Raw genomic sequence first — 20,563 nt, forward strand, 5'->3', positions numbered from 1 at the left:
CCTCATATACGATTTTAGTTAATTTTGTGTCTTTGTGCAAACATTTCTTGCATTTTTCACAAATTTTCAATAATTATTTTACAGCATCAAGTAATGCTAAGAATGAATCCGCTTCTAAGCTAGCTCCGCCAACTAATGCGCCATCCACATTTTCTTTTGCCATATACTCAGCAATGTTCTCAGGTTTTACAGAACCACCGTATTGGATACGAACTGCTTCTGATACTTCTTTGCCGTAAAGTTTTTCAACTGTTTGACGTACCACGCCACAGATTTCGTCAGCGATTTCAGCATCTGCTGATTTACCTGTACCGATTGCCCAGATTGGTTCGTAAGCAATAACTAGATTACTTACTTGACCTTCTGTTAAGCCTTCAAGACCAGCAGTGATTTGTCCTTCGATCCACTCAGCAGTTTTGCCTGCTTCATATGTTTCTAATGACTCACCACAGCAAAGAATTGGGATCATACCGTTTGCGAAGATTGCTTTCGCTTTTTTGTTGATATCTTCGTCAGTTTCGTGGAAGTATTCACGACGCTCAGAGTGACCGATGATCACATATTGTACACCTAGATCAGCTAAAGCTGCTGGTGATGTTTCACCAGTGAATGCACCTGAGTTTTCCCAGTAAGAGTTTTGTGCAGCGATTTTCAATTCTGTACCTTCAGCTGAAGCCATTAATTCTTGTAAGAATAATGCAGGAGATCCAATCACTGAATCTACTTTATCATTTGAAGGGATCTTGTTTTTTACTGCTTCTGCAAAAGCTTTTGCTTCAGATGCAGTTTTGTTCATTTTCCAGTTACCAGCGATAATTGGTTTACGCATGATATGCACTCCTATTCAGAATGTAAGAGGACTACAGATTTGAGCAATCTGTAGATGGTCCTCTCACCATTTTATTTATTCGTTGATTTTATGCTTATTTGTCGTTGATTGCAGCTAGTCCAGGTAATTCTTTCCCTTCAAGCAACTCTAAGCTTGCACCGCCACCTGTTGAGATGTGAGTGAATTTGTCTGCAAAACCTAATTGTTCCGCAGCAGCTGCAGAGTCACCGCCACCGATGATCGTTGTAGCATCTTCAAGGTTAGCGATTGCTTCACAAACACCGATCGTACCTTTAGCGAAGTTACTCATTTCGAATACACCCATTGGTCCGTTCCATACAACTGTTTTCGCACCTTGTAATGTATCAGCAAATAATTTAACTGAAGCAGGACCGATGTCTAATGCCATCAAGCCTTCAGGAATATCTCCTTCAATGACTTGTGTTTCTACATCATTTGAAAATTCAGGGGCACAAACGTTGTCGATTGGTAAAACTAATTTGTCGCCTGCTTTTTCGATCAATTCTTTTGCTAAAGCTACTTTATCTGCTTCAACTAAAGAGTTACCGATCTTGATGCCTTTTGCTTCGTAGAATGTGTAAGTCATTCCGCCGCCGATCAAGATTTTGTCTGCTTTAGGAATCAAGTTTTCGATGACACCGATTTTATCTGAAACTTTCGCTCCACCTAAGATCGCGATCATCGGACGTTTTGGTTCTTCAACTGCTTCGCCGATGAACTTGATTTCTTTATCCATCAAGAATCCAGCAACTGTTGGGATACCTGTTGAAGCGATCCCTACGTTTGAAGCATGCGCACGGTGAGCCGTACCAAATGCATCATTGACAAATACATCGCCTAAAGAAGCCCAGTATTTACCTAGGTCAGCATCATTTTTGCTTTCTTTTTTGCCGTCGATGTCTTCAAAACGAGTGTTTTCAAAAACAACTACGTCTCCGTCTTTCATGTCAGCAATTGCTGTTTCTAATTCTGAACCACGAGTTTCAGGAACGAAAGTTACTTCTTTACCTAGCAATTCGCCTAAACGTTTTGCAACTGGTGCCAAAGATTTTCCTTCTTTGTCTTCTTCTGTTTTCACACGTCCAAGGTGAGAGAAAAGAATCGCTTTTCCGCCTTGCTCCAACACATAATTGATTGTTGGTAACGCAGCTTTGATACGTGTATCATCAGTGATGACGCCGTCTTTCAAAGGAACGTTGAAGTCAACACGAACAAGGACTTTTTTATCTTTTAAATCAATATCTTTGACTGTTTTCTTAGCCATTTGATTTCCTCCTAAAATAAACATCTTATCAAAAAAAGCGGAGAAGCGCGATTGCTTCCCCGCTTTTAAGTGTACATGGATATAGGTTACACTTGTACGATTTATCTTATAAGTTAGCGAAGTATTCTAAAGTACGTACTAATTGTGCAGTGTATGACATTTCGTTGTCGTACCAAGCAACAGTTTTAACTAATTGTTTGTCACCAACAGTCATTACTTTTGTTTGAGTAGCATCAAATAATGAACCGTAAGTCATACCAACGATATCTGAAGAAACGATTTCGTCTGTGTTGTAACCGTAAGATTCGTTAGCTGCTTCTTCCATTGCAGCATTTACTTCATCAACTGTTACGTTTTTATCAAGAACTGTAACTAATTCTGTTAATGAACCAGTTGCGATTGGTACACGTTGAGCAGCTCCGTCTAATTTACCGTTCAATTCAGGGATTACTAAACCGATTGCTTTAGCAGCACCTGTTGAGTTAGGAACGATGTTTGCAGCAGCAGCGCGTGCACGGCGGAAGTCACCTTTAGGATGAGGTCCGTCAAGAGTCATTTGGTCACCTGTGTAAGCGTGGATAGTTGTCATTAATCCTTCAACAACACCAAATTTGTCATTCAATGTTTTAGCCATAGGAGCTAAACAGTTAGTTGTACATGAAGCACCAGAGATAACTGTTTCTTTACCAGTTAATGTTTCATGGTTTGTGTTGTAAACGATTGTTGGTACATCGTCTCCACCAGGAGCTGAGATAACAACACGTTTAGCACCAGCTGTTAAATGTTTTTCAGCAGCTGATTTTGAAGTGAAGAAACCAGTACATTCTAGAACGATGTCTACGCCTAGTTCGCCCCAAGGTAATTCTTCAGGGTTACGGTTAGCTAATACTTTAACTTCTTTTCCGTTTACGTTGAATGAACCTTCGTGAACTTCAACTGTTCCGTTGAAACGTCCTTGAGTTGTATCGTATTTTAACAAGTGTGCCAACATTTTAGCATCTGTCAAATCGTTGATTGCTACTACTTCGATTCCATCTACATCTTGGATACGACGGAACGCTAGACGTCCAATACGTCCAAAACCATTAATACCTACTTTAACTGTCATTTAAGATTTCCTCCTTATGAAAATCAAAAAAATATTTATTTTAAAGGGATACCCCTTTTAAAATCTCATTAGCAGCGGCTTCATCTGTGATGAGCCACGTTTGTTTTGGTGCATTATTCATATACGCTCGAATTGCTTTGGCTTTGGCTTTCCCTCCTGCAACCGCAAGAATGATCGGGACTTTAGCTAAGTCTTTTAATTCGATGCCGATTCGTGGGACTTTATAAACGACTTCTCCTTTTTCATTGAAGAAATAGCCAAAAGATTCCGCAACGGCATTGGCTTGTTTCAACATCAGCAATTCTTCTTCATTCATCTTTCGTCGCGCTGCCATATGCAACGCCCGTCCAATACTATGAATAACACAATTTGCCTGACTTATCAAGTTTAAAACTTCTTGTATAGACGGCTCATTGAGTAATGAATTGTAAGTAGCCAAGCTTAATTGTTCCGGCACATATAGTGCTCGGTGTTTTCCATTTGCCTTTGTAGCCATTCTAGCACTGACTGAGTTCGCTTGTACAGTAATCGCCTCACCGATCCCACCTCGCGCAGGAACAAACAAATTATGGCGCTTGCTGTTTTCTAAGCTAGTCAATTGCTCTGCAACGATCGCCATCGTCGTTCCTCCCATGACTGCGATGATATTATCACCTTCAGGAAGTAGTAGATTCAGTGATTCGTCTAAGGCTTCGCCAAAAGCATCTGCTACTTTTGGTTGTTGTTCACTGTTTCCAGAAACAACGATACAGCGCTGGTTTCCAAAATACTCAGATAGTTTCATTTCAATCTGATGCATTCCTAAAAGTTGGTCCATAAAGCCTTCGAGGCTTTGATAGACTTCCTCTCCTTTTTTCGTCAGCGTCATACCACTTTTAGAGGCGTTGATCAGTTCAAGTTGTTTGAGCAGATCCGTTTCTGTTCGTAAGACACGTTCGGTCATGCCCATGCTTTCCGATAAACTACGACGACCAATTGGCTGCATCCAGTAAATATTGCGCAAAATCTTATAGCGTTCTTGCAAAACATCCATGATGTCTGGCGCAACAGCTTCAATCAGTTTCAATTCATCTAACATAGCGATCTCCTTAGTTGGACATTTTTCGTCCAATGTAGACTCAAAACGACCCATGTGATCTAAAAAAATAAATCGGACTTTCCAACTTGCACGTTTTCTACTAGGAAAATCTCAACCTCACATGACATAGTCTAACAGTTTTGTCCGTATTTATCAACAAAAAAAGACTAGAAAAATGTTTAAGATTCTTCCAGTCTTTCATTCAATTATCTATCATACCGTTTTCTTTTCGATGAACTAGGGATTCCTAACAAGTCACGATATTTGGCGACTGTTCGTCGAGAAATCGAAATTTTGTCATTTTTCAGTAGTTCTACTAATTTTTGGTCAGATAATGGTTTGCTTTTATCTTCCGCATCCACTAGTTCTTGGACTTTTTTCTTTGCGGTATCTGCTGATAGGTCTTCAGTACTCTCTGCATTTGTAGGTTGGAGTCTCGTCGTAAAGAACTTTTTCAATTCGAAGACACCAAAATCGGTTTCAAGATACTTGCCATTGACTGCTCGACTGACCGTTGATTCGTGGACGTCGATTTCTTCTGCGACTTCTTTTAAGGTCAATGGGCGGATCGGTCGTGCGACATTTGTAAAGAATTCTTTTTGCCGAGAAACAATGATTTGCGCCACGCGCATGATCGTATCACCGCGTTGCAAAATCGTTTTTTGCAGCCATTCAAATTCTTGTTTTCGTTCGTTCAAATAGGCTTCAGTCTCTTTATCTGCTTTTTTTTGCATCTGTTGAAAATAGGCTTCTTGAAAACGTACATTCGGCTGGTTGCCTCGATTTGAGATGACTTGGACTTCTTCACCTATTACGACAACTTTGACATCGGGAATGATATACAAACCGCTACTATGGTCAAAGACTCGTCCAGGACTTGGACTAAGGGTTTGGATATAGTCAAAGATCCGTTGTACATCGCTTAATGGAATCGCAAAATGTTGGGCGATCTCTTTCCATTTGCGTTCGACTAATTGATCAAACCATTCTTCTAAGACGATGTAAGCCAATTCGGGCGCATAATCGTCTCTTTCGGTTTGTAACATCAAACATTCTTGTAAACTTCGCGCCCCAACACCTGCTGGCTCTAACTGCTGGATCAGCGTCAATGCGTCAAGCATTTGGATCGGTGTCGCATTCGTTTGTTGGATGGCGTCTTCTAAAGAAATAGTCAAAAAACCATTCAGGTCGATATATTCGATCAAATATAAAATCAACTTACGTAAGAAAGTATCTCGGTAATTCAAATGGACTTGTTCGATCAATGATTCAAAAAGTGAGCCTGTTGTATCAGGAATTTGATTCAAGTAGCTCATCTCTTCTCCCTCATAACTGGCATTACGTTTTTGGTAATCGGGTTGCCAATCCGGTTCGATCACTTCTACTAAGGGGTTTTCCAACGCCTGATTTTCAACAAAAGCCAGTAGCTCTTCGCTGTTATACTGCAAGACTTGGATGGACTGTTGGAGCTGTTGTGTCATGGCAAGTTTTTGTGTTTGTTGTTGTTTTTGTGAAAAATTTTGTTCAAATTTCATTTTTTTGTCCATTCCCCTTGTAATTTATTTTTGATTTCGATACAATTGTTGCAGTGCTTGCGTCCTTAGTGTAGTGGATATCACGTAAGATTCCGGTTCTTGAGACGGGGGTTCGATTCCCTCAGGACGCGTCTATTGTTATCTTAGCATATTTGTGAAGATTTTGCTTTCAAATTTCTAAGAAAAAAAGCGGTTTTCCTATCTAGGAAAACTGCTTTTTTTGATTTCTTCATGGGATTTCAAAAAGTAAACCAATCTTCTATGTAACTATAGTAGAAATGATTCGTTAAAGGTCTAGGAGTATAGCGCTCTGTCACACCCTCACCTTGACGAAGCGTTAAACCGTTTCTTAAAGTGGCTGTTTTTTGATCATAAAAATCACCATTGATGAGATAAAATATTCGGTTAGGGTCCTCTAAATAAGCAAATACATCCCCTGTAAAATGTTTTTCCAATCCTTGATCAGCGGATTTCAACTGAACGGATAAAATTGACTTGATTGCTCGGAAATTTCCACTTTCGCTCGTTTCACAGTATAACAATAAATTTGGTTGGTATACTCTGTTGACAGTTATGTTTTGAGAAAAGATACGGTAGATTGCCCCATTATGTATTGCGCTTTGCACCATTTGCTCAGTATAGCCGAGCTGTTTTTTAGCTTCTTCTTCGGTTAGTTGATATTCTCTCGAAATGACACGAAGCAGTTGCTGAAAGTCCAACTTACTGGACATTGTACGATATGTATTTTCTTCATTTTTCGTTGAAAGATTCAAAGAGGTTTGCTCTTTTGGTGATGAATGGACCAAGAGAAACAACCCAAATAAAATCACAAGAAAACCGATTACTTTTATTCGTATTGACTTTTTCATTGATTACTCCTATTTATTTGTTATTCTTCTGTCTATAATCATAATAAGAAATAGCCAATGAAGCAAAGAGTTTTTATAAAAAACAATCGTTTTTTATTTTCCGACTTGATTCTATAACCTGTTTCCTCAAGAAGTCACTACAGCAGTGTTTGACCACGAGAAATAAAGCACCATCCACGAAAATTATTTTTCAAATTTTGGTGGACGGCGACTTATTTTTCGAAGAGTTACTTCTGTTTCCGCGGTTTATTCGATTTTAAATGGTGCGAAAGGATTATTGTCCCACTCTCTTTCATTTTTTATCAATCATAAGGAACATAATCTTCGTAACTTTCTTCGTTGTTCAAGGCTTCATTTTCAATAAAATAGTTCATACCGCCCATCAATTCCGAACTCATTGGTCCGTTTAAAGATAAATCATGACGTTCAATCATTTCCCGGTATTCATCTGCACTGATCACCGCACCGGTTTTCAAGCTTTTGTATTGCTTCGGTGTTTCCTCCACTTCTTGATCCAACTTTGAAAAATCTGTTTCTTTGTATGTCACGAAATAGCCATGAGAAAGTTTCCGTTCGACTACTTCATTGCATTCAGGACAGCGGATCGGCATTTCTTTTTCTCGATGCTTCACAATGTGACGTACTTCATTATAATAGAATTTGGTCTGACAATTGGGACATTTTAATTGATCATCTAACATATCGATCGTCTCCTTTTATATTTGATTGTCATGTCTCAGTTTCACTTTCATCATACTCTTTTTTACAACAAATGAAAAAAGATTCGCTGACATCACCTAATGCTTTTCTCTGAAACATTTCTATAAACCACAAAAATATGCCTTCATCCTTAAGGAGAAACACTTTTGGTTTCTAGTTGACGTTCTGCCTTACTCTCTAGGACTTTTTCTTTTATTCTAATACAAAAAAACTGCAAGGCTACTTTTACAAGTAACTTGCAGTTTTTTGTGATTTCTCTTACTTATTCTTCTGGGAAATCTTCGTCTTCAAATTCTTCGTCTTCTTCGTCATCGTCTTCGATAATGCTTAGATCTTCTTCGATGTTTCCTGGGATTTCTTCTTCGTCGTCTCCAGTATCTGCACCAATTTCTTGTAAGTCTGAATTGTATGCAGCGATTTCTTCATCATCGTCATCTTCATCTTCAAAAAGATCATCATCGTCTTCGTCAGACAGATCAGTATCTTCTGGGTCATCATCGTTATAATCGATGGCATCTTCGTCATCATTGATAAAGGCATTGACTTTTTTGCGTTTACGACGACGTGGTGTATCCTCGTCTTCTTCGTCGATTCCATGGTTGACTTCTTCATCGATCGAATCGATGGCATACCATGAACGCAAGCCCCAACGATTGTCGCCTAATGAAATAAAGCTACCGTCGATATTTAAGTCAGTATAAAATTGTGCGAGTGAATCACGAATGTCACTATCTGATTTGCCAAGATATGTTTGAATCTCATTTGCTAAATCAGAAAAGTCCATCACATCACCACGCTGCTCTAAGATCGCGTGTGCGACTTCGATCATTGATAATTCGTTTTTATTTGCACCTTCAAATACACTAATTTCCAATCAGGACACGTCCTTTCACAGTCTACTCCTTATCATACAAAATCACAGGTGAAAAATCAAACGTTTCTTTGCTATTTATGCAGTAAAATCTAAGACCATCTCATATTCGCCTATTTTTTCGACACCCATGAACAAATCGTAATCGATCATGACTTTGCCAGCCGTTGGACGATCTTTTAGACTGACATGTAGTTCTTTTGTGTATGTGTCGACTTGGATCATTCCATAAGGCGTGCGGTAATGGGTTTCTAGACGCTCCCGATAGGCAAATTTTAGACGCATACGCATTTCACCAGCACGGATCAATTGCACGTGACCATCTGGCATGATCTTGATTGTGACAGGAATTTCTTCTTGTCCTTCTTGGATCTCTTTATAGCGTATGTATAAGGTATCGCCAATTTTGACCATTTGTCCTTTCAGATCAAAATAAAAATCTTGTTGCTCTCCTTGTTGTTTCACTTTTGTACGTAATTGTATCGAAATCGGTAATCCAGATCGTTCCATTTGACATTCTCCTTTTCTCATAGCTACATTGTTCCCACTTTCCACTGATTTGTCAACCGACAGGTATAGAGAACAGATAACTTTTTTCATCTCTTCTTTCTTATTTTGGAGTATAATGAAGAAAGAAGGAGTGATACTCCTGTATATTAGAATGAGTTGAGGTTGTAACAATCGCTGCTCAAGCAGATTTAAATAGGAGTTGAGTACATGACGTCCATCATTTTGGATCAAGAAGTCTACCAAACAAATGATTTTTCTCCGTTTGCTTTAACGGATATTTTAACAGAGTATGCCAAAAAAAATCAACAAACTTTTCTACATTTTTGGCAATATGAACAGACGATCATCCTCGGTATGAAGGATACCCGAACCCCTTTTTTATCTGAAGGGATCAAGGTCATCCAAGATGCGGGATTTACACCGGTGATCCGCAATGCTGGTGGACTAGGTATCGTTTCAGACCAAGGGATTTTGAATATCTCGTTGATTTTCCCACAAGAAGATGAGAACAAGATCTCGATCGATGAAGGATATGAACAGATGCTCGCTCTTACTCGTCAGGCTTTTCCTGTTTATGCAGACAAAATAGAAGCCTATGAAATCAAAGATTCTTATTGTCCTGGTACCTACGATCTCAGTATCAATGGTAAAAAATTTGCCGGGATCGCACAACGACGGATCAAAAACGGGATCTCTGTGATGATGTATCTGAGCGTGAATGGGGATCAAGAAAAACGAGGCGAACTGATGCGACAGTTTTATCAACAAGCATTGAAAGAACAATTCGGTACAAACGGCTATCCTGCGGTGGCACCTACAAGCATGGCGACACTAGAAAAGTTATTCGATACACCGTTGACCGTTGCTCAAGTAAAAGATTCATTTATCCAAGCGTTCACTACATCTTATCCAACAAGTATTTCTATGGGGTCTGACATTTGGCAAGAAGCGAATGTTTCGCCAGATGAATGGCACGGACAAATTGAACGTATGACCCAACGAAATGCACTAAAGGAGCTGGCTTATGACAACACCTTATAAATACAAACTATTACCAATGGAAAAAGTCTTTAGAGATCCAGTGCATAACTACATCCACGTGCAACATCAAGTGATTTTAGACTTGATCAATTCGAAAGAAGTCCAGCGATTACGACGGATCAAACAACTCGGTACTTCGTCATTTACTTTCCATGGCGCAGAGCATAGCCGTTTCACTCATTCACTCGGTGTATACGAAATCTCCCGACGCATCTGTGACATTTTTTCAAGAAATTTCTCCATTGAAAAAATCGGTCCTTCTGGTTGGGATGATCGGGAACGTCTCGTGACTTTATGTGCCGCCTTACTCCATGATATTGGCCATGGGCCTTATTCACATACCTTTGAACATATTTTCCAGACCAATCATGAAGCAATCACTGTAGAGATCATTACTTCGCCAGAAACGGAAGTCTATCAGATTTTGAATCGTGTCGAAGAAGGTTTTCCTGAGAAAGTGGCTAGTGTGATCCAAAAAACATATCCAAATCCACAAGTCGTCCAAATGATCTCTAGCCAAATCGATGCCGATCGTATGGATTACCTTTTACGTGATGCCTACTTTACAGGTACAGAATATGGAACGTTCGATCTGACAAGGATTTTGCGTGTGATTCGCCCCTATCAAGGTGGAATCGCTTTTTCCATGAATGGGATGCACGCAGTAGAAGATTATATCGTCAGTCGCTATCAGATGTATGTTCAAGTATACTTTCATCCAGTTTCTCGAGGAATGGAAGTCGTCTTGGAGCATCTATTGCATCGTGCCCATGAACTTTATCACCAAGATGATGATAGTTTTGCACGTTATTCACAGTTACTGTCGCCATTTTTAGATGGCACATTTAGTTTAGATGAGTACTTAAAGCTGGATGATGGCGTCTTGAATACGTGTTTCAGTCAATGGACGGATTCATCTGATCCAATCCTTAGTGACTTAGCCAAACGCTTCTTAAATCGTAAACCATTGAAATCAGCGATGTTTTCTGGTGATCGTTACTCACCACTGATTGCTGAATTGACCTCTTTGGTCGAAAAAGTGGGCTACAATCCAAACTATTATACAGCCATCAATTCAAGCTATGACCTGCCTTATGATTTTTACCGTCCAGAAGAAGGCAGACATCGCACACAAATTGAAATCTTGCGAAATGACGGAACTTTGGTAGAATTATCAGAGGTCAGTCAATTAGTTGCTGCACTCGCAGGGCAAGAACAAGGAGATGAACGCTTCTTCTTTCCGAAAGAAATGGTCGATCCTACCTTGCGTAATCACTATGATCTTTTTGATGAAACCTACCAAGAATTTGCGCGTCATATCCATAATGGCGCATTGATTGAAGAAATAAACTAACTAAGGAGAATTTTATGTCTATCAAATTAGTCGCTATCGATATCGATGGCACCCTGTTAAACGAAAAAAGAGAAATCACACAAGAAGTAAAAGAAGCAATTGCAAGCGCTGTGGAAAAAAACGTGGCAATCGTACTATGTACAGGTCGTCCGCTTCCAGGAGTCAAAAACCAATTGAATGAATTGGGATTATACCAAGACAACGATTATGTGATCACTTATAACGGTGCGTTAGTCCAGCAAACAAAATCTGGCAAGATCATTGCTCGTCATGGCTTGACTTATGAAGATTTCTTGGAGATCGAAGTCATGGCCAGACGTGTGGGGAGTCATTTGCATTCGATCGATGATCAAACGATCTATACAACGAATCGTGATATCAGTCCCTATACTGTCCATGAAGCTTTTTTAGTCAACATGCCATTGAAATATCGGACAGCTGATGAAATGACACCTGATATGAGTATCGTGAAGATGATGATGATCGATGAACCAGCGATCCTAGATGCGGCCATCGCTCGTTTACCACAAACTTTCCGCGAAAAATATACAACTGTCAAGAGTTCACCTTTCTACTTTGAGATCTTGAACAAAGAAGCTAGTAAAGGCGCTGCTGTTGCTAACTTAGCCCAACATCTAGGAATCAAACAAGAGGAGATCATGGCAATCGGTGACAACGAAAATGATTTGTCGATGATCGAATACGCTGGATTAGGCGTGGCGATGGGAAATGCCGTTCCGTTGATAAAAGAAGCGGCTAATGTGGTTACTGCAACCAACGATGAACACGGTGTGGCTGAAGCAATCAAAAAATATGTCTTGTAAAAGTAATGAATAAAAACAGCTCATTTTAAAGTCCGAAGTATCGGCTCTTTCTTATGAGCTGTTTTTTTGTTCAATTTTGCTTCATCGCTAACCATTTTTCCACTGCCCAACGATGACTTCCTCGTTTTAATTTTTCTAAGGCAGTTTCAGGAGTGACCCACCAGATCGATTGGTCTTTTTCGGTTGGTTCCCCTACCTTTTGCCAACTCTTTGCTACATAAAAATAGCCAGGATTGTGGAAGTAAGTTTTTCGATGGTTTGAGTAAAAATATTCCGCTGCTTCCCCTAGATAACAAGAAATCTCTGCGCTGATCCCCATTTCCTCCAGTAATTCACGAGAAATCGCTTCTTCATTTGTTTCCTGTCCCTCTTTTTCACCGCCTGGCAAAAAAAAGGCACCATTTGGCGCTTCGATCATTGCGATTTTCCCATGTGTTTCGACAATGATATACGCTGCGTAACGGTCTTGGTAATTTGCAGACTCGTCTTTTTCGCCAAACATTGGGTTTTCCATAGGTATTGTCCCTTCATCTTTTTCTTTCTATTCTACATGAGAGTTTTCTCATAAACAAGCACAAACCCATAGCGTACTTGAAATTTTTGATATGATAATGTGGAAAAGGTAAAAAAGAAAGGAAGATATACTTATGAAAATGGCTCACACTTGCGTCCGCGTTAAAGATCTTGACGCTTCTTTAAAATTCTATCAAACAGCATTCGGCTTTGAAGAAAGTCGTCGTCGCGATTTTCCAGAAAACAAGTTCACGCTGGTTTACTTGACTTTACCAGGAGATGATTACGAATTAGAGTTGACTTACAACTATGATCATGAAGGCTATGATTTAGGAAACGGCTACGGTCATATCGCTATTTCAGTTGAAGACTTAGAAGCACTTCATGAAAAACATCAAGCAGCAGGCTTCAACGTGACTGACTTGAAAGGACTGCCAGGAACAGCTCCGTCTTATTACTTCGTTGTCGATCCTGATGGTTACAAAATCGAAGTCATTCGTACAAAATAAATAGAGCAATACTAAAAAACAGAGGATGTGAACACCGCGTGTCAACTTCCTCTGTTTTTTTCTGTTCTTAAAACCACTTACTGTTAACCGATCAATACGCTCTCTTCTGGATATTTGTACTTCGTCCCTACTTGATTTCCTTTTACAAGAATAGAGAAAAAGACGGTTAAAATCCCTACACGTCCGATATACATCAATGACATGATGATCAGTTTCCCGACTTCTGTCAGATCTGGCGTCAACCCCATTGTCAACCCAACTGTTCCAAAAGCTGAGAACACTTCAAAAGCAATATATTCGATGCCTGAAGTTTCTGGGATCGTCTCAGTCACAGACAAGACCATGATCGCCAACATACATAAAGACAATGTAACGAAAAACAATGTCAGTGCGCGAAGTACTGCTGCTGGGCGAATAGTTCGTCCGAAAGCTTCAGCTCTGGTTTTCCCGTTAAATGTCGCATGCATTTGAATCAATAGGATGCCCAAAGTAGTGGTCTTTAACCCACCTGCTGTTGAACCGGATGTTCCACCGATATACATCAAGATCATTGTCAACATCAAGCCGGCATGACTCATTTGTAAATAGTCGATGGAGTAGTAACCAGCTGTTCTTGGTGTGACACTCATGAAGAACGTATTTGCTAAACGTTCAAGATAAGTTCCTTCAACTAGATGGATCGCATTTTGTTCGGTAAAGAAAAAGACGATAAAACCGCCCACCAATAAGCCACCAGTGACAATCAATGCAATTTTTGAGTGGAGAGTGATTTTCTTTACTTTATGATAACTAAGTAGATCCCGCCAAACAATGAAACCTAACCCACCAGCAATGATCAGCGCAGAGACCACCATTAAGAGATAGATGTTTGGCTGATCATTTGCTAAGCTATCCCCTAACAAATCAAACCCAGCATTACAAAAACTTGATACGGCATGGAAGATGCTGTACCAAATCCCTTTTGTCCATCCGTAAGTCGGCACAAATGTAAAACTCAAGGCAAGTGCTCCCAGCCCTTGGATGACCATTGCGAATTTCAAGATATAGAGCATCAAACTCATAACACCTGACATGATTTCAAGATTCAATGCTTCTTTTAGTAAGATCCGCATACTAAAGCTGACTTTTTTCTTCGCTACTGCAAAGAAAATAATGGGGATCATCATAAAACCTAAACCACCGATCTCGATCAAAACCATGATCAGAAACTGACCGGCTTCATTCCAATGCGCCGCAGTGTTCAATGTAGTCAAGCCAGTGACACAGACGGCTGAAGTTGCAGTAAATAATGCATCAATATAATTCGTCGGTTCGCCACTTTTACTAAAGAAAGGCAAAGTAAGTAAACTGCCACCAACTAAGATCAAAAGAAAAAAGCCAACAGCAATCAATTGAACTGGTGACAGTTGTTTTGTTATCCTCTGTTTCATTCGAATCACTCCTCTAAGACCGTTAGCTACCTTCGCAACGAACAAATGAAGTAGCTATTGCTCTCACGGATGTAAAAGTAAGTCCGCCAAACGCTCGCTTTCTTTTCATTCCTTATCTTACCTTGTTTTTCTTCTTCCAGCAAAGAATTTGAGTCTTTTTCCTCCCTTATACCTGTTCGTTTGATACACATGCTTTCGAACAAACAATAGGAACGCTCAAATGAGTTCTACAAAAAAAAACTCCAGATAATAAGCCATAAACATCCGAAATTAGTTAAAGATATTTTTCGACATTTACGGCCTATTCTTCGGAGCTTAGAACTGTAGCTCAGATGAACGAACAACGTTACTAATTTGCTCAGATGACTTAGCTAATCAGCGTTCCCCATATTTTTCACTTTGATCAAGCGAGTAACTTCCGCACGTTCATTTTCTTCTAACTTCATCTTGATATAATAGATCGTTTCTTCTAATTGTGGAATCGTCATGTACTCTAACGCATTCACTCTGCGCCGTGTTTTTTCGATCTCACCGGCCATCAGTTGACAGGTTTTCTCGATCTCTGTCAACTCAAGGAGCTTAGGCAGAAATGAGGTAAAACGATCGATCGAACGGTCTAATTCTGCATTGGAATTCAAATAGCCATAATCCACCGGTGCTTCGCCTAGCTGTTCGTCATATTCAAAATTCATGATCGGTACTTTGACGCTCATAATGTTTTTTTCGATAACAGCTAACTCGACATTTTCAGCCGGTAGTACAAACAATTCATCAATGAAGGCTTCAGGTAATGAAGCTTTCGCAAGGACAAAATCGCTCATAGCTGCTGTCATTTCTTTTTCTACTACTTGGCGCAGTTCATTGTTCTTACGGATCAGTAGGATGAATTGACGCATCAATTCATCCTGCTTATCCTTCAACAATTTGTGTCCTCTTGTTGCAGTCGTCAATTGCTTTTTGAGTCGTGTCAATTCCATTCGTGTCGGATTAACATTTAATCGAACCATCTGACACTCACTCCCCTTCTGGCAGGTACTGGTCAAGCAGATCATCTTTGATCCGTTTTAATTCCGTTCGTGGAAGCATGGCTAAAAGTTCCCATCCTAGATCCAGCGTTTCAGTGATTGAGCGGTTGGTATAAAATCCTTGATTGACATATTCTTTTTCAAAACGTTCCGCAAACTTAGCATAGATTTTGTCCACGTCTGACAACGCCGACTCCCCTAAGACAACAGCTAATTCTTTGGCTTGTTTACCTTGGGCGTACGCCGCAAATAATTGGTTCATCGTCGCTGCATGATCTTTTCTAGTTTTCCCTTCACCTGTCCCTTTATCTTTCAAACGTGAAAGCGAAGGCAGGACATCGATCGGTGGTTGGATGCCACTCTTATACAATTCCCTCGTCAAAATGATTTGTCCTTCTGTGATATAGCCGGTCAAATCAGGGATGGGATGTGTCTTATCATCTTCTGGCATGGTCAAGATCGGGATTTGTGTCACAGACCCCTTTAATCCTCGGATTCGACCAGCACGTTCATATAAAGTTGCTAAATTCGTATAAAGATACCCTGGATAGCCACGACGACCTGGCACTTCACGACGGGCAGCAGAGATTTCTCGTAATGCTTCGGCGTAGTTAGTCATATCTGTCATGATGACTAACACGTGCATCCCTTTTTCATAAGCGAGATATTCAGCCGCAGTCAATGCCATACGAGGCGTTGCGATCCGTTCGATGGCTGGGTCATTCGCTAAGTTCATGAACATCACCGAACGATCGATTGCTCCCGTCTGGCGGAAGTCTTCCATAAAGAATTCTGCTTCTTCAAAGGTGATTCCAATGGCAGCAAAAACAACTGCAAAATCATCAGAAGAGTCTAACACCGTCGCTTGTCTCGCAATTTGAGCAGCTAATTCTTTGTGTGGCAAACCAGAGCCAGAAAATACCGGCAATTTTTGTCCTCTGACCAAAGTATTCAGGTGATCGATTGCTGAGATACCTGTTTGGATAAACTCATCAGGATAATCACGAGCCACCGGGTTGATGACTTCTCCATTGATGTCCAAGTATTTTTCTGGTAGGATTTCTGGCCCATTGTCTTTTGGACGACCTAACCCGTCAAATACACGACCGATCATGTCTTCAGAAACTCCCAACTCTAATGGATGCCCTAAAAAGCGGACCGTTGAATCTCTCAGATTGATCCCACTAGTTCCTTCAAAAATTTGGACCATCGCTTTGTCTTCTTGTACTTCAAGTACTTGTCCACGACGAATCTCGCCATTTTGCATACGAACTTCAATCAACTCTTCATATTTCACCCCAGCGACTTTCTCGACCGCCATCAAAGGACCGACCACTTCACCAATTGTTCGATATTCTTTAATCATCGGTCATTCCTCCTTCTGAAACGATTGCTTGGATCGTTGGTTTGATATTCGCTTGGATTTCATCTAATTTCTCTAATTCTGTTTCTGGCACGAATTTACTACGACCGATTCGTTCTCTCAATCCCACAGTTCCTTTCATGATCTCACTGAGATAAGCACCTAATGAAATCGCCTGACGTGCTTCTTCACCAAAAGATAGGATCAATTTCAACATCTTGAATTGTTTTTCTCTAGAAGTAAATGTATCCACCTCATCAAACGCATTTTGTTGTAAGTAATCTTCACGAATGGACTTTGCTACTTCAAGCGTCAAGCGATCATTATCTGAAAGTGAATCGACACCAACAAGACGCACGATTTCATTCAATTGCTCTTCTTGTTGCAAGATACGCATTCCTTCTGCCACCATCTCTGCCCAATCCGCTTGTAGGATCTGATCCATGTAACGTCCCACTTCTGACGAATAAAGAGAATAGCTTTGAATCCAGTTGATGGATGGGAAATGACGTTTTTGCGCCAAACTGGAGTCTAATCCCCAGAAAACTTTCACGACACGCAACGTATTTTGAGTCACTGGTTCAGAAACATCTCCACCAGATGGTGAGACCGCACTGATCGCTGTAATGCTTCCTTCACGTTCTTCATTACCTAAAGCAATGACACGTCCTGAACGTTCATAGTATTCAGCTAAACGAGAACCTAAATATGCAGGATAGCCTTCATCACCAGGCATTTCTTCTAAACGTCCACTCATTTCTCGCAATGCCTCTGCCCAACGAGAAGTGGAATCTGCCATGATCGCCACATCATATCCCATATCACGGAAATATTCCGCAATAGTGATCCCTGTATAGATCGATGCTTCCCGTGCAGCTACTGGCATATTTGATGTATTGGCAATCAATACGGTACGTTCCATCAATGATTCACCTGTATTAGGATCAATCAGTTCTGGAAACTCATTCAGTACGTCCGTCATCTCATTACCACGTTCACCACAACCAACATAAACGACCATATCAACATCTGCCCATTTAGCAATTTGGTGCTGAACAACTGTTTTACCAGCACCAAATGGGCCAGGTACAGCGGCAGCTCCGCCTTTTGTCACTGGGAAAAAGGTATCGATAACACGTTGCCCCGTGATCATTGGCGCGTCCGGATTCAATTTTGCTTTGATCGGACGACTCCGTCTAACAGGCCATTTTTGCAACATCGTCAATTCTCGCAAACCGTCTTCTGTTTCGATGACACAAACCACTTCATCGATCGTAAATGATCCCGCTTCGATTTTTTTGATTTTTCCTTTGACACCATGAGGTACCATGATTTTATGTTGGATGATCTTTGTTTCATCCACCACACCTAGAACATCTCCGGTACTGACTTCTTGCCCGACTTCAGCAGTTGCTTCAAACCACCATTTTTTTTCATGGTCTAACGCTGGTAATTGGACACCACGACTTAAAAAGTTGCTTTGCGTGATCTCCATGAACGTATCCAATGGCCGTTGGATCCCATCAAACATTTGTGAAATGATCCCAGGCGCCAACTCAACAGACAACGCTTCACCTGTTGAACGAACGGGTTCACCAGGGCCGATCCCTGAAGTTTCTTCGTATACTTGTATCGATGCGACATCTCCGCGCATCTCAATGATTTCGCCGATGACTCCTAGCTCTCCCACTAAGCACATATCTTGGATACTTGCATCTGACATATTTTTTGCCATCACGAGAGGGCCAGAGACTTTTATGATTTTTCCAATTTGCAATGCACTATCTCCTTTACATTCTATAAGATATTTTGTCCAACTGCTTTTTCCACACTCTTTTGGATCTCTGCTACGCCGATCCCCATCGTTCCTTGATGGCTAGGGATTAGGACAATTGCTGGCGTCATCGATTCTTTGTAACGTTCTATCGTCTCAGGTGTCATCGCCGCCGATTGTTCTGTGACATAGATCACTCCATAGGCGCTTTTTGCCATTTGTTCGATTGCGCGCCTCACTTCTTGTGGCTCTGTCGCATAGTGCACATCAAACCCAAATAATTTAAATGGTAAAACAGAATCTTTGTCGCCAACGACACCGATTTTATGCGTCATAGACTTGTCTCACCCTTTCTCTGATCGTTTCATTATCAAAGTGATTTTTCTTACCGATCACTAATAGCCGAAGATTTTTGCTCTCAATTTCTTTTGCATTCAAGAAAGCAAGTAAAGGCAACGGGCCAAAAGCCTGCGTTTGTGCGGCTTCATACAGCGAAGATAAGTAATCGTCTTTGATTTGTTCTAATCGAACAAAATCTAGTTCTCCTTCATGGATTGCAGGTTCGATCAATTGACGATAATCTGTTGTTTGCAGAAAGTTCAAATAGGTATCCAACTCGCTTTTGACGAAACTCAAAAACGTTTCTTTCGGGATACTGCCAGAACTTGAAAGTACTGCAGTCATAAAACCACTGGATCGTTGTTGCAAGATACCGCGTGCCATCGTCGTGATATTAGTCAAATCAATAAACGCAATGATTTCTTCCAGTAATTCCGGATACCCAAGTTTCTCTCCAAGACGGCGTTGCTCTGTCAAGAAATAGCGATCATAGATAACATCGATTCCTTGTAACACAGAGGATTCTTCGCAGTATTCATGGACTTCACGAATACTATCCATCAACTGCGAAGGCAATTCTGTAGAGCCTTGTGTATGGATTGCTTGCTTTAACGCTTCGCATGAATAAAAACCATCATTACGGTACAGGTGATCCAGATTTTTACCCGTCATCTCGGCTTTTGTCAGGACTTTTAAATTATGGAACGTATACCGCATCGTATAGACCCAAACGACTTCAGGTTCTGGCGCCGATTCTTTTAACCAGGTAAATAGTTTGCCCGACTCAGCCAATAGATTTTCCTCAAAGTCCCGTTCAAAACCTTCGTAGATATAAGGATGATAAATCGTTGTTTTTAACATTTCGCCTAATGCGTCCAATGATTTCGTCTGGATCATGCGATCAAAATCTTCTTTTGATAAAAGTTCTAATTCTCTTCCACGAATCAAGGGATTTAATTCATGATAATCCATTCACCGATCCCTCCTTACTCGAATAGTTGTTTCGCAATTTCAAAGCGCATTTGTTCTTGCACTTCTTGTACTAGATCACTATAGACAAAGTTGTATTGTACCCCTTGGTCATCAATCAAAAATCCTGCTTCTTTGGCAATCCTTCGATCACTTAGATGCAAGGTGAAGGGCAACTGTTGGTTCCACTTTGTCACTACTTCATTGGTTAAAATGGCAGCAGATTTTTCTCCGGCTAATAAAGTAACCTCACCAGATAAGGATAAATTCTGCACCATATTGAACATCAATGAAAGTTGATCTTCTGCTGGCCAACTTTCTAATTCTTGGCGTGCTTCAGCAAACAAACGATGTAAAAATTCTTGTTTTTCATTGAGTGTTGCTTGACGCACTTCCACCTGTTGGCGATTTCTTAATTGACGGTAACTCTTTTCGATTTCTTCAAGTTCTTTAGATTTTTGCTTTTCATCGTCTGCTTCTAAACGCGCACGCTCGATTTTGAACTGCTGATCGATTTTTTCACGTTCTGCTTTTTCAAACGCCGCTCGTTCTGCTTCAGCTGTTTCATTCATTTGACGAATGATATTATCAATGGCGTTCATTGTTTTTCCTCCTTG

The 20,563-nt window shown here is 40.5% G+C and carries 21 protein-coding genes and 1 tRNA gene; 5 read left to right on the top strand and 17 right to left on the bottom strand.

Annotation, left to right across the window (positions count from 1 at the left end; genetic code table 11):
• Window positions 1-73: 73 nt before the first annotated feature.
• From tpiA to rpoN, 5 genes are all read right to left on the bottom strand, one after another.
• Entirely contained in the window at window positions 74-829 is a 756-nt protein-coding gene (tpiA, locus tag ACH0AK_RS03945) for a triose-phosphate isomerase (RefSeq protein ID WP_010734864.1), read from the bottom strand.
• Between the two features lie 94 nt (window positions 830-923).
• Window positions 924-2,114, bottom strand: coding sequence for a phosphoglycerate kinase (locus tag ACH0AK_RS03950; RefSeq protein ID WP_010734863.1), 1,191 nt, complete (start codon window positions 2,112-2,114; stop codon window positions 924-926).
• A 106-nt stretch (window positions 2,115-2,220) separates the two neighbouring features.
• Window positions 2,221-3,222 carry a type I glyceraldehyde-3-phosphate dehydrogenase gene (gap, locus tag ACH0AK_RS03955; protein ID WP_010734862.1) on the bottom strand — a complete coding sequence of 334 codons (1,002 nt, stop codon included), beginning with the start codon at window positions 3,220-3,222 and terminating at the stop codon, window positions 2,221-2,223.
• A 40-nt stretch (window positions 3,223-3,262) separates the two neighbouring features.
• Window positions 3,263-4,354, bottom strand: coding sequence for a sugar-binding transcriptional regulator (locus tag ACH0AK_RS03960; RefSeq protein ID WP_171844984.1), 1,092 nt, complete (start codon window positions 4,352-4,354; stop codon window positions 3,263-3,265).
• Window positions 4,355-4,506: 152 nt separating this feature from the next.
• On the bottom strand, window positions 4,507-5,835 hold the full coding sequence (gene rpoN, locus ACH0AK_RS03965; RefSeq protein ID WP_226075646.1) for an RNA polymerase factor sigma-54: 1,329 nt from the start codon (window positions 5,833-5,835) through the stop codon (window positions 4,507-4,509).
• Window positions 5,836-5,894: 59 nt separating this feature from the next.
• On the opposite strand from rpoN, the gene ACH0AK_RS03970 reads away from it, so the two are divergent.
• Window positions 5,895-5,966 (top strand) — tRNA-Arg (locus tag ACH0AK_RS03970).
• Between the two features lie 108 nt (window positions 5,967-6,074).
• Here ACH0AK_RS03970 and ACH0AK_RS03975 read toward each other — a convergent pair.
• The 4 genes from ACH0AK_RS03975 to ACH0AK_RS03990 form a co-directional block, all read right to left on the bottom strand.
• Complete coding sequence (locus ACH0AK_RS03975; protein WP_023520050.1) at window positions 6,075-6,704, bottom strand: hypothetical protein; 630 nt, start codon at window positions 6,702-6,704, stop codon at window positions 6,075-6,077.
• A gap of 302 nt (window positions 6,705-7,006) precedes the next feature.
• A complete protein-coding gene (locus tag ACH0AK_RS03980; RefSeq protein WP_010734858.1) occupies window positions 7,007-7,405 on the bottom strand; it encodes a hypothetical protein in 399 nt (132 codons plus the stop codon).
• A 281-nt stretch (window positions 7,406-7,686) separates the two neighbouring features.
• Window positions 7,687-8,298: a DNA-directed RNA polymerase subunit delta gene (gene rpoE, locus ACH0AK_RS03985; protein WP_019723160.1), complete on the bottom strand. Its 612-nt coding sequence runs from the start codon at window positions 8,296-8,298 to the stop codon at window positions 7,687-7,689.
• A gap of 75 nt (window positions 8,299-8,373) precedes the next feature.
• Window positions 8,374-8,805 carry a YwiB family protein gene (locus ACH0AK_RS03990; protein ID WP_010734856.1) on the bottom strand — a complete coding sequence of 144 codons (432 nt, stop codon included), beginning with the start codon at window positions 8,803-8,805 and terminating at the stop codon, window positions 8,374-8,376.
• 207 nt (window positions 8,806-9,012) lie between these two features.
• Between ACH0AK_RS03990 and ACH0AK_RS03995 the strand changes: the two genes are divergently transcribed.
• Genes ACH0AK_RS03995 through yidA form a run of 3 tightly spaced genes read left to right on the top strand, consistent with a single transcriptional unit; the run spans window position 9,013 to window position 12,024 of the window.
• Window positions 9,013-9,846, top strand: a complete 834-nt coding sequence (locus ACH0AK_RS03995; RefSeq protein ID WP_023520051.1) for a lipoate--protein ligase family protein — start codon at window positions 9,013-9,015, stop codon at window positions 9,844-9,846.
• Window positions 9,830-11,200: an HD domain-containing protein gene (locus ACH0AK_RS04000; RefSeq protein ID WP_499796734.1), complete on the top strand. Its 1,371-nt coding sequence runs from the start codon at window positions 9,830-9,832 to the stop codon at window positions 11,198-11,200. The genes ACH0AK_RS03995 and ACH0AK_RS04000 overlap by 17 nt, the downstream gene beginning before the upstream one ends.
• Before the next feature lie 14 nt (window positions 11,201-11,214).
• Window positions 11,215-12,024 carry a sugar-phosphatase gene (gene yidA, locus ACH0AK_RS04005; RefSeq protein WP_010734853.1) on the top strand — a complete coding sequence of 270 codons (810 nt, stop codon included), beginning with the start codon at window positions 11,215-11,217 and terminating at the stop codon, window positions 12,022-12,024.
• A 70-nt stretch (window positions 12,025-12,094) separates the two neighbouring features.
• Here the strand turns inward: yidA and ACH0AK_RS04010 are convergent, their stop codons facing one another.
• Complete coding sequence (locus tag ACH0AK_RS04010) at window positions 12,095-12,538, bottom strand: NUDIX hydrolase (RefSeq protein WP_023520053.1); 444 nt, start codon at window positions 12,536-12,538, stop codon at window positions 12,095-12,097.
• Between the two features lie 133 nt (window positions 12,539-12,671).
• Between ACH0AK_RS04010 and gloA the strand changes: the two genes are divergently transcribed.
• Entirely contained in the window at window positions 12,672-13,046 is a 375-nt protein-coding gene (gene gloA, locus ACH0AK_RS04015; RefSeq protein WP_010734851.1) for a lactoylglutathione lyase, read from the top strand.
• An 83-nt stretch (window positions 13,047-13,129) separates the two neighbouring features.
• Here gloA and ACH0AK_RS04020 read toward each other — a convergent pair whose 3' ends face one another.
• The 7 genes from ACH0AK_RS04020 to ACH0AK_RS04050 all read right to left on the bottom strand — a co-directional run bounded on the left by ACH0AK_RS04020 (window position 13,130) and on the right by ACH0AK_RS04050 (window position 20,548).
• Window positions 13,130-14,476, bottom strand: coding sequence for a TrkH family potassium uptake protein (locus tag ACH0AK_RS04020; protein ID WP_019723165.1), 1,347 nt, complete (start codon window positions 14,474-14,476; stop codon window positions 13,130-13,132).
• A 371-nt stretch (window positions 14,477-14,847) separates the two neighbouring features.
• The gene (locus ACH0AK_RS04025) at window positions 14,848-15,483 is read right to left on the bottom strand and encodes a V-type ATP synthase subunit D (RefSeq protein WP_010734849.1); all 636 of its coding nucleotides are present in this window, start codon (window positions 15,481-15,483) and stop codon (window positions 14,848-14,850) included.
• A 7-nt stretch (window positions 15,484-15,490) separates the two neighbouring features.
• Window positions 15,491-16,867 (bottom strand): V-type ATP synthase subunit B, encoded by a 1,377-nt coding sequence (locus tag ACH0AK_RS04030; protein ID WP_010734848.1) that lies wholly within the window; start codon window positions 16,865-16,867, stop codon window positions 15,491-15,493.
• The gene (locus ACH0AK_RS04035) at window positions 16,860-18,641 is read right to left on the bottom strand and encodes a V-type ATP synthase subunit A (protein ID WP_023520055.1); all 1,782 of its coding nucleotides are present in this window, start codon (window positions 18,639-18,641) and stop codon (window positions 16,860-16,862) included. The genes ACH0AK_RS04030 and ACH0AK_RS04035 overlap by 8 nt, the downstream gene beginning before the upstream one ends.
• Window positions 18,642-18,661: 20 nt before the next feature.
• Entirely contained in the window at window positions 18,662-18,973 is a 312-nt protein-coding gene (locus tag ACH0AK_RS04040) for a V-type ATP synthase subunit F (protein WP_019723168.1), read from the bottom strand.
• On the bottom strand, window positions 18,963-19,949 hold the full coding sequence (locus ACH0AK_RS04045) for a V-type ATPase subunit (protein ID WP_010734845.1): 987 nt from the start codon (window positions 19,947-19,949) through the stop codon (window positions 18,963-18,965). Before ACH0AK_RS04045 ends, ACH0AK_RS04040 begins: the two co-directional genes overlap by 11 nt.
• Window positions 19,950-19,963: 14 nt before the next feature.
• A complete protein-coding gene (locus ACH0AK_RS04050; protein WP_023520056.1) occupies window positions 19,964-20,548 on the bottom strand; it encodes a V-type ATP synthase subunit E in 585 nt (194 codons plus the stop codon).
• Between the last annotated feature and the right edge of the window lie 15 nt (window positions 20,549-20,563).

Source organism: Enterococcus pernyi, from assembly GCF_045371165.1.
Taxonomy (GTDB): domain Bacteria; phylum Bacillota; class Bacilli; order Lactobacillales; family Enterococcaceae; genus Enterococcus_B; species Enterococcus_B pernyi.